This is a genomic window from Confluentibacter flavum, from assembly GCF_002843175.1.
Lineage (GTDB): Bacteria > Bacteroidota > Bacteroidia > Flavobacteriales > Flavobacteriaceae > Confluentibacter > Confluentibacter flavum.
Map to the genome: position 1 here is coordinate 74,967 of NZ_PJEO01000043.1, position 9,909 is coordinate 84,875.

The 9,909-nt window shown below is 35.4% G+C and carries 8 protein-coding genes; 5 read left to right on the top strand and 3 right to left on the bottom strand.

Annotated features, from left to right (window positions below; all coding sequences use genetic code 11):
• Positions 1-216: 216 nt before the first annotated feature.
• The 3 genes from CSW08_RS12080 to CSW08_RS12090 all read right to left on the bottom strand — a co-directional run bounded on the left by CSW08_RS12080 (position 217) and on the right by CSW08_RS12090 (position 3,173).
• Positions 217-996, bottom strand: a complete 780-nt coding sequence (locus CSW08_RS12080) for a formylglycine-generating enzyme family protein (protein ID WP_106660140.1) — start codon at positions 994-996, stop codon at positions 217-219.
• Positions 997-1,007: 11 nt separating this feature from the next.
• Complete coding sequence (gene nirK / locus CSW08_RS12085; RefSeq protein WP_106660141.1) at positions 1,008-2,456, bottom strand: copper-containing nitrite reductase; 1,449 nt, start codon at positions 2,454-2,456, stop codon at positions 1,008-1,010.
• Between the two features lie 189 nt (positions 2,457-2,645).
• Positions 2,646-3,173, bottom strand: coding sequence for an alpha-ketoglutarate decarboxylase (locus CSW08_RS12090; RefSeq protein WP_106660142.1), 528 nt, complete (start codon positions 3,171-3,173; stop codon positions 2,646-2,648).
• 156 nt (positions 3,174-3,329) lie between these two features.
• Here CSW08_RS12090 and CSW08_RS12095 point away from each other — a divergent pair, with 156 nt between their 5' ends.
• From CSW08_RS12095 to CSW08_RS12110, 5 genes are all read left to right on the top strand, one after another.
• Positions 3,330-6,071: a 2-oxoglutarate dehydrogenase E1 component gene (locus CSW08_RS12095; protein WP_106660143.1), complete on the top strand. Its 2,742-nt coding sequence runs from the start codon at positions 3,330-3,332 to the stop codon at positions 6,069-6,071.
• A gap of 20 nt (positions 6,072-6,091) precedes the next feature.
• On the top strand, positions 6,092-7,300 hold the full coding sequence (gene odhB, locus CSW08_RS12100; protein ID WP_106660144.1) for a 2-oxoglutarate dehydrogenase complex dihydrolipoyllysine-residue succinyltransferase: 1,209 nt from the start codon (positions 6,092-6,094) through the stop codon (positions 7,298-7,300).
• Between the two features lie 403 nt (positions 7,301-7,703).
• On the top strand, positions 7,704-8,537 hold the full coding sequence (locus CSW08_RS12105) for an OmpA/MotB family protein (protein WP_106660145.1): 834 nt from the start codon (positions 7,704-7,706) through the stop codon (positions 8,535-8,537).
• Between the two features lie 102 nt (positions 8,538-8,639).
• Positions 8,640-9,074: a transposase gene (locus CSW08_RS18275; protein ID WP_203226826.1), complete on the top strand. Its 435-nt coding sequence runs from the start codon at positions 8,640-8,642 to the stop codon at positions 9,072-9,074.
• The coding region (locus CSW08_RS12110) for an IS3 family transposase (protein ID WP_203226825.1) at positions 9,074-9,909 on the top strand (836 nt) is incomplete at its 3' end. The genes CSW08_RS18275 and CSW08_RS12110, both read left to right, overlap by 1 nt.

A 9,909-nucleotide genomic window follows, 5' to 3' on the forward strand; every position in this document is an offset into this window, starting at 1 on the left:
CCTAACCCCCAAAGGGGGACTCATACTGGTTTTAAGGGTTCTGTTTGTTATTTTAATTCTTAATTCTGGTTATTCAGTTAATTGTTAATTCTTAACCCTTGGTTAGACTCTTAACCCATAATTCATAACTCATAACTCTTAACTCTTAACTCTTCCGGTCAGATGTTACACCTACAATCATGTCCCTGTGAGTCAGTGAACATTGTCATGGGTGTTTCATTTTACTTTATTTATATCTTGCACACAACGAAATCCTAAATTCTTCATGGAATACTTGGCTTTTAAACTACCTCGAATAGCATAACGCATAAAAGCGGCATAATTCATTAAATCGGTAGCATTCACAGAAGCACTGCCACAAAAAAGATCACTGTCTTTATCTACGTCTTTTCTAGATTCTCCGGTTATTAAAACCGAATTAAAATCTAAAGTCCATTCCCAAACCAACCCATGTAAATCGTAAACGCCCCAAGCATTTTTTGGTGTGAGTCCAATACTATTTTCATTAGATCGTGGTGCTTCATACCAAGCTAGAATCTGTTCGTTATAAGAAGGCTTAACGCGTGCATCTTTGGTTGTTTCGTCGGCCATGGCAACATATTCCCATTCGTCAACGGTTGGTAAACGTTTTCCTTGACATTCGCAATAATCTTTAGCAGCAAACCAAGACACATAGGTAACAGGGCTATCTGGTTTTTCTGAATCTTTAAGTTCTAAATCGTTTTTCCAATTGGTTAAATAGCTACCATCCACAAATAATTTGATGCTTTTAGATTTTTGCCATTTAGGATATTGCTTTACAAAATTTACATACTCTGCATTTGTAACAGGGTACATATCCATTTCAAAATCATTTACTTCAACTACGGTAGAATCTCTTCCGTAAAGTGGAATATAGCGACTCCCCTTTATGGAAACCATGCCTTTAGATTGTGCGAAAAGCAACGGTTGCAGCACTAATATGGCAAATACTATAAGAAAGGCATGGTTTTTCATTCCGCTATTAATTATTTACTGTTTTTTACTTTATCTACCATAGCTTTGGTAACAACTTTTTTGGAATTGCCCCAACTGTTATATACATAGGTTAATACATTTGCAATCTCATCGGATGATAATGTTTGGCGTGTCATAACGCTGTTGTATTTCTGACCATTTACGGTAATTTCACCTGTTAGACCGTTCAATACAACCCCTATAGATCTATCGACATCGGCATTTAAGTAATCGGATTTTGCCAATGGCGGAAAGGCATTAGGAACGCCTTGTCCTTCAGCTTGGTGGCAAGCAAAACAGGTTTGCATGTAAGCTTGTTTTCCAAATTCCATTTGTTCTTCAAAAGATTTAGCAGGAATTTCAGAAGCAACGATTTCATCCGTGGTTGGCATGGTTTGGATGCCTGGCCCTTCAGGTAAATAGATATCGTCCCGTATTTCTCCTGAGTATATTTTTTTGTCTTCTTCACCTTCTACTTTTAGCATTCCTAAAGCACCTTTATTGAAAGCCCTAAAAATAGAGTGGTCAACTAGAATAAATGTTCCTGGTACATCTACACGGAATTCCACCATAGCGGCGCCACCTGCAGGAATTAAAGTCGTTTGTACATTTTCATTGATTAAATCACCTCCTTCTATATGTACTCTATCAAATATTTCTCCAATAACATGAAAAGACGATACCAATCCTGGACCACCATTACCCACAAAAAGCCTAACTGTTTCACCTACTTTGGCAGTTATGGCATTGTCGCCAGTAAGTGCGCCAACTTTTCCATTAAACACCACATAATCGGCTTTTTCATCAATTGCTTTCTGCATATCGAAAGGTTGTAACCCACGTTCACCATTAGCGCCTTTTGTGTAAAAATCGCCCTGCATAATGTAGTATTCTTTATCTACTAGTGGCAAACCTCCTTCAGGCTCAACTAAAATTAAACCATACATACCGTTGGCAATGTGCATTCCAACAGGTGCAGTAGCACAATGATACACGTACAATCCCGGATTTAAGGTTTTAAACGAGAATACTTTTTCATGCCCAGGGGCGACAAAAGAAGACTCGGCTCCTCCACCTGGACCAGTCACAGCATGTAAATCAATATTATGTGGCAGCTTATTATCTGGATGATTCTGTAAATGGAACTCTACTTCATCGCCTACTCGTGTTCTAATAAAGCTGCCCGGTACAGTGCCTCCAAAGGTCCAATATACATATTTTACACCATCGGTCATTTCTCCTTCTTTTTCAAGAATTTCCATCTTTACGATGAGCTTTTTTGCCTTTCTTTTTCCAACTGGTGTTGGTACATGGGGTGGTGATGTTAATTCTGCAAGCATTTCTCTGTTAACAGGAATGTCTGCTGCGTCATCGGAAACCGTTTCTTTTTTATCGAGACAAGATGTTAGAAATAGCATGGCAGCTATTGAAAACCCGATTATAAAATTTGATTGTTTCATTTTTTTTGTTTTCGTTTTAGTATTATTATTATAAAAATCAATTATTTACAAATAGGACATTTTTATCCTATTTATTTTAATAAAAGTAAAGAATAATGAAGTTATAAAATATGACAATTGTCATTTTTAATAAAAACATGAAAAATACAGCAACTCAATATAGCTAAGTGCAGTTCATGAAAAAAGAAGCTAAAAATAAAACCTAACAAACGGCATCCAAGGGTCGGCATAAATACTTTTTTTTTCATCATATAATACGTCGTATCTAATACCGAAAGTGACGTTGCCATTCCTGTAACCTAAACCTAAAAATAATGCAGGCGACCAATAATTATCGTCTGGAAGATTAAAAGAAGCATCATATTTTCTATTAACTCTAAGCTTTTCAAATTCAGAAGAAAATTGTAATTGTGGAATCACATTTACCAAGCCAATCAAACTACCTCCATAAATTGTCGATTTATAAAAGCCTTTTCTATTGTTTATCGTTCCGTTTAATCCCAAACCCAAAGCAACGGTTTCATTAAATTCATAGATGGCGCTTGGAGCCAAAGTTCCGCTAAAAAAACCGTCTCCAAAACCCAACCCAATGCCGCCGCCAAATCGAACATGGTTCCAAAAATCATTGGACTGTTGAGACTGAACCAAATTATTAAAACCTAAAAAAAACAGAATAATAAAGGCCGCTTTTTTGTGAATTATTATTTTTTTATTCATTCAATTGTAATTTTTTAATAAATTAACGAAATCGTCAACTTATTGATGAAAAGGAATTTAAAAGTCTTATAAATATATTAAAAGAAACTTCTATTTTTAGCAAAAGTTGTATTTTTGACGAAATTTTGAAAACCCTTTTCGGAACTATTAATTATAATGGATAAATTTTCATTTCTAAACGCAGCACATACGGCCTATTTTGCCGACTTATACGATCAATATTTACAAAATCCTGATTCTGTTGAACCAAGTTGGAGAGCCTTTTTTCAAGGTTACGACTTTGGCAGTGAGAGTTATGGTTTAAGTGGTGAAATTATTGAAGGCGTATCAACACAAATTCCTGAAAAAATAGAAAAGGAATTTAAAGTTGTTAAGCTTATAGATGGGTACAGAATGCGTGGCCATTTATTCACTAAAACCAATCCGGTACGGGAACGAAGAAGCTACGAACCGTCATTAGCGATTGAGAATTTCGGTCTTAGCGCAAATGATTTAGATACGACTTTTAATGCAGGGGAAATATTAGGTATTGGCACAAAGACTTTACGTCAAATCATTACTCACTTAGAGCGTATTTATTGCAGTTCTATCGGTATTGAATATATGTACCTTCGTAATCCGGATGTGATTAAGTGGTGGCAAGACAAACTTAACTTAAATGATAACCAGCCAAATTTTTCTGAAGAAAAGAAAAAATATATTCTTTCTAAATTAAACCAAGCGGTCACTTTTGAGAACTTTTTGCAAACAAAATATGTAGGTCAAAAACGGTTTTCTTTAGAAGGTGGTGAATCGTTAATTCCAGCCATTAGTAATACGCTTTTTTATGCTGTTGAAAAATACCAAGTAAAAGAATGTGTTTTAGGTATGGCTCACAGAGGTCGTTTAAGTACCCTTATTAATATTTTTAGAAAACCAGCGCATGAACTTTTTAGCGAATTTGATGGTAAGGATTTTGAAGACGAAAATATTGATGGTGATGTAAAATACCATTTAGGGTTAACGCTTGAAAAAACCTATCAGAATGGTAAAAAAATAAGAATGAATTTGGTTCCAAATCCATCACACTTAGAAACCGTTGCTTCTGTGGCCGAAGGCATTACAAGAGCAAAAATTGATAGTGATTATGATGGCGATAATTCTAAAATATTACCAATTATAGTTCATGGTGATGCTGCTATTGCGGGACAAGGCATTGTTTACGAAGTGGCCCAAATGAGTCAGTTAAATGGCTACAAAACAGGTGGAACCATACATATTGTAGTTAATAATCAAATTGGTTTTACCACTAATTATTTAGATGCCCGTTCAAGCACCTATTGTACCGATATTGCCAAAGTAACTTTATCACCCGTACTGCACGTAAACTCAGATGATGCCGAAGCTGTTGTACATGCTGTAGAATTGGCGTTAGATTATAGAATGCGTTATAAAAAGGATGTTTATATAGATTTATTAGGGTACAGAAAGTATGGGCACAATGAAGGTGACGAACCTAGATTTACGCAACCTAAATTATATAAAGCCATAGCAAAACATCCAGATCCTTTTACTGTATATTCTTCAAAATTAATTGCTGAAAACACTATTGATAAGGCCTATGCTCAAGCTATAAACGAAGAGTTTAAAAATACTTTAGAAACTGAATATACCAAAGCTAAAGAATTAGACGCCTCAAAGGTTAGGGAATTCATGCAAGAACGTTGGAATGGTTTTACCCGAAGCGGTTTAGAGACCATGTTGGAAGGTGAGGATACAACCTATTCCTTAGATAAATTAAAAAATATAGCTAAATTAGTTTCCACCGTTCCAGAAGGCGTGAAATTTGTTAGAAAAGCAGAACGAATCTTAGAAGGAAGAGCAAATATGGTTTTTGAAACTGATACTCTTGATTGGGGTATGGGAGAAACATTGGCTTATGGCAGCTTGCTTGAAGAAGGCTTTAATGTTCGCATTTCAGGGCAAGATGTTGAGCGCGGTACGTTTAGCCATCGTCATGCTATTTTACGGGATGAAGTATCTGAAGAACGTATTAATTTATTAAACACCAATCCGCAGAGCAAAGGTAAAATGGATATTTTTAATTCACTTTTATCTGAATATGCTGTTCTTGGTTTTGATTATGGGTATGCTATGGCAAACCCAAATACCTTAACTATTTGGGAAGCTCAATTTGGTGATTTTAGTAATGGTGCCCAAATTATTTTCGACCAATACTTATCGGCCGCTGAAGATAAATGGAAAGCCCAAAACGGTATTGTTGTCCTATTGCCCCATGGTTATGAAGGTCAAGGTTCAGAGCATTCATCTGCCAGAATAGAACGTTACTTACAATTATGCGCTAACGACAATATGTTTGTGGCAGATTGTACTACACCCGCAAACATTTATCATTTATTGCGTCGTCAAATGAAACGCAATTATAGAAAACCATTAATAGTTTTCACACCTAAAAGTTTGTTAAGGCTTCCTAAAGCCGTTTCATCTATAAGTGAGTTAGCTAATGGTAGGTTTCAAGAAATAATTGATGACGTTATTGAGCCTAAAAATGTAAAAAAATTAGTGTTCTGTACTGGTAAGTTCTATTATGACTTAGAGGCTCAGCGAGAAAAACTTGAAAGAGATGATGTAGCATTGGTAAGAATAGAGCAATTATTTCCATTACATCTCGAAAAAATACAAAACGTTATTAATAAATATCCTCATGTTGAAAAATACATTTGGGCACAAGAAGAACCCAGAAACATGGGCGCTTGGAGTTATATGGCAGAACGTATGACTTTAGTTAAACTAGAGGTTTTAGCAAGACCATACAGCTCTGTACCAGCTCCAGGATCTAGCACAAGAGATAAACGAAGACAACAAACAGTTATAAATGCTGTTTTTGATATAGTATAAAATAATTAAAATTATAAAGAATGATTTTAGAAATGAAAGTGCCATCGCCGGGAGAATCCATTAAAGAAGTGGAAATAGCTACATGGCTTGTAGAAGATGGAGATTATGTAGAAAAAGACCAAGCCATTGCCGAGGTAGATAGCGATAAAGCAACCCTAGAACTTCCCGCAGAAGCTAGTGGAATTATTACACTTAAGGCTGAAGAAGGCGACGCTGTTGCTGTTGGTGCTGTGGTATGTTTGATTGATACGAGTGCTGCAAAACCAGAAGGGGATGCACCAAAAGTTGAAAAGAAAGAAGAAGCTCCAAAAGCTGAGGCTCCAAAACCAGCTGCAGCAGAAACAAAAACATACGCAACAGGTTCTGCAAGTCCTGCTGCAAAGAAAATCCTAGCCGAAAAAGGCATAAGTGCTTCTACCATTTCTGGAACCGGAAAAGATGGCAGGGTAACTAAAGAGGATGCTGTTAGTGCCGTACCTTCTATGGGGACACCTACAGGAGGAAGTAGAGGTACTACTAGAAGTAAAATGTCTATGTTACGCCGAAAAGTGGCAGAACGTTTGGTGGAAGCAAAAAATACAACGGCTATGTTAACCACGTTCAATGAGGTTGATATGTCTCCTATTTTTGCTTTGCGTGATGAATACAAAGAAACGTTTAAAACAAAACATGGTGTTGGTTTAGGTTTTATGAGTTTCTTTACATTAGCTGTGGTAAGAGCCTTAAAAATGTACCCAACGGTAAACTCCATGATTGATGGCAATGAAATGATAACTTATGATTTTTGCGACATCAGTATTGCCGTTTCTGGACCAAAAGGATTAATGGTTCCCGTGATGCGAAATGTTGAAAATTTAAGTTTTAGAGGTGTTGAAGCCGAAGTAAAGCGATTGGCTATACGTGCACGTGACGGACAAATAACAGTTGATGAAATGACTGGCGGAACGTTTACCATTTCTAATGGTGGTGTTTTTGGTAGTATGCTTTCAACCCCAATTATTAATCCACCGCAAAGTGGTATTTTAGGGATGCACAATATTGTTGAAAGACCTGTGGCTATTAATGGTAAGGTTGAAATAAGACCTATTATGTTTGTAGCTTTGTCTTATGACCATAGAATTATTGATGGTAAAGAAAGTGTTGGTTTTTTAGTGGCTGTTAAAGAAGCTTTAGAAAACCCTACAGAATTATTAATGAATAACGATGTTAAAAAAGCTTTAGAGCTATAATAACACTTATATATAGTTTAAAAAGGTCAGACTTTAATTAAAGTCTGACCTTTTTTTTGATTATATCCCGATTCTACAGTTGCATGTCAATAAATAATTTTTTGAAACGAACTATCCTGGAGGCAGAGCCATAGAGGTTTTTCGCTCGTTTCATTTTGATCTACGGGTCAAAAATCAAAATTCTCTATTTGGATTCTCGTTTTCACTGGAATGACAATTTCAATGGAAACCCCAACGCAAAGCGTCGAGGAATTCTTTTCGATTCAAAAATTACCTTAAGTAATTCTTTTTGAGTTGTTTTAGTTCATTGCCCATAAAATTCCCGCATTAAACTCTCAATCAAACATCTAAAACTAATTTATATCCGTAAATAAATTATATCTAATATTTAACAATAAAAATTATGAAAAAAATTTCAATTTTACTACTTGCAATCATTGTAAGTTCTTGTGTTTCAAAAAAGAAGTATGTAGCATTAGAGCAAGAAAATGGTGAAATAAAAAGCGAATTACAAAAGACTAGAGTTGCTAAAGAAGATTTAGAAGCTAAATTTGATATAATTCAAGCTCGTGTTGATGAATATAATTCCAAAATTATATCATTAAAAGAAGATAGCGATTCTAAATATGAAGTTGTTGGAGACAATGCAGCATTCATGTCGAACGATTCCAAAAAAGTAATGCGAGAAACATTAACAAAAGTTGACGCCAATAAATTAAATAAAGCTAAAACACTTAAGGATTCCATGAATTTGGCTATTGCCTATAATTTAGGAAAAACAATAAGAGCCAGTAACATGAATGAAGATGAAGATATTGCGGTAGACATTAATGAAACGGTTGTTATGATTTCTATTGCCGATAATATGTTATTCAATACTGGTAGTTATCAATTGAGCTCTAAGGCAGACCACATTTTACAAAAATTGGCTGATGTTATAAATTCTGAACCTAGTTTAGAAGTTATGGTTGAAGGTCATACCGATTCTAGAACCATAAGCACTACAAATATTTCTGATAATTGGGATTTAAGTGTTTTAAGAGCAACATCGGTGGTAAGAAAACTACAAGAAAAATTTGCTGTATCTCCCGATAAAATGATTGCTGCTGGAAGAAGTAGTTATCAGCCACTTGTTGAGAATGACTCAAAAGACAACATGTCAAAAAACAGAAGAACACGTATTGTTATTCTTCCAAACATTGATAAGTTTTTTGCTTTGATGGCTTCTACTAATTAAAATTAATCCATTTATACAATTAAAAAAGCACCTTTTAAAAGGTGCTTTTTTAATTTATGTCATTGTCTTGTCCTGAAATAGCGATACACAAAAAGTATCCTTATGGAAAACCACCAAGAAAACCGCTATGTAAAGCGTACACAGAAAGACTACACAATGTCTTTTAAACTACAAGTAGTTCAGGAAATTGAACATGGCAAGTTGTCAACTCATGAAGCTTGCCGCAAATATGGGATCCAGGCACGTTCAACAATAGTTGAATGGTTAAGAAAATTTGGTAGCTTTGATTGGGAAAACAAAACGCCCTCCAATATGCCAAAATCCCCTGAACAAAAAATAATGGAACTGGAAGCAAAGGTCAAGCTACTTGAAAAGCAAAAAGCATTTTTAGAACAGCAAGCTTTCGTTGCCGATAAGAAGGCCATCATATTCGATATGATGATTGATATTGCCGAAAAAGAATATCAAATTGACATCCGAAAAAACTCGTCACCCGAACAATCGACCATTTTAAAGAACAAGAAAAACAAACAGTAATGTTTGCCTGTACTTTGTTCGGGGTAGACAGACAGGTTTATTATCGAAGTATAAAACGTCGCATTATCAAGCAGGACAAGGCAGCATTGGTTGTGAAAATGGTTTTAGAAATCAGAACACAAATGCCAAGGTTAGGAGCCAAAAAGTTGTACTATTTACTAAATCAAGATTTAAAAACATTGAAAATAGGAAGGGATAAATTTATTGATATACTAAGGGCCAACCACTTATTGATCGTTCCAAAGCGTTCGTACCACATAACCACAAACTCACACCATCGCTTTAGAAAGTACAAAAACCAACTACTGGATTTACAAATAACCAGGCCAGAACAGGTTTGGGTGTCGGACATCACTTATATCGGAAAACGAGAGAAACCTTGTTATTTAAGTTTGATAACTGATGCTTATTCAAAGAAAATAGTGGGCTATAATGTGTCTGATAATTTAAATACAGAAAGCAGTTTGGTAGCTTTGAAACTAGCTGTTAAGCAGAGAGGAAACACGGGATTACCGTTGATACACCATTCTGACAGAGGATTGCAATATTGCGCCAATGAATATCAAAAAGAACTCAGTAAGCACAAAATAAACCCAAGTATGACCCAAAACTCTGATCCCTACGAAAATGCTGTGGCAGAAAGAATAAACGGCATCTTAAAGCAGGAATTCAATATTGACAAATACAACAAAGACTTACCAATTATGAAGCAAATAATTAAAGAAACAGTAGCGATTTATAATGAAAAAAGACCGCATTTATCAAATCATATGCTGACTCCAAATCTAATGCACCAGCAAAACAAACTTAAAATGAAAACCTATAAAACTAAATA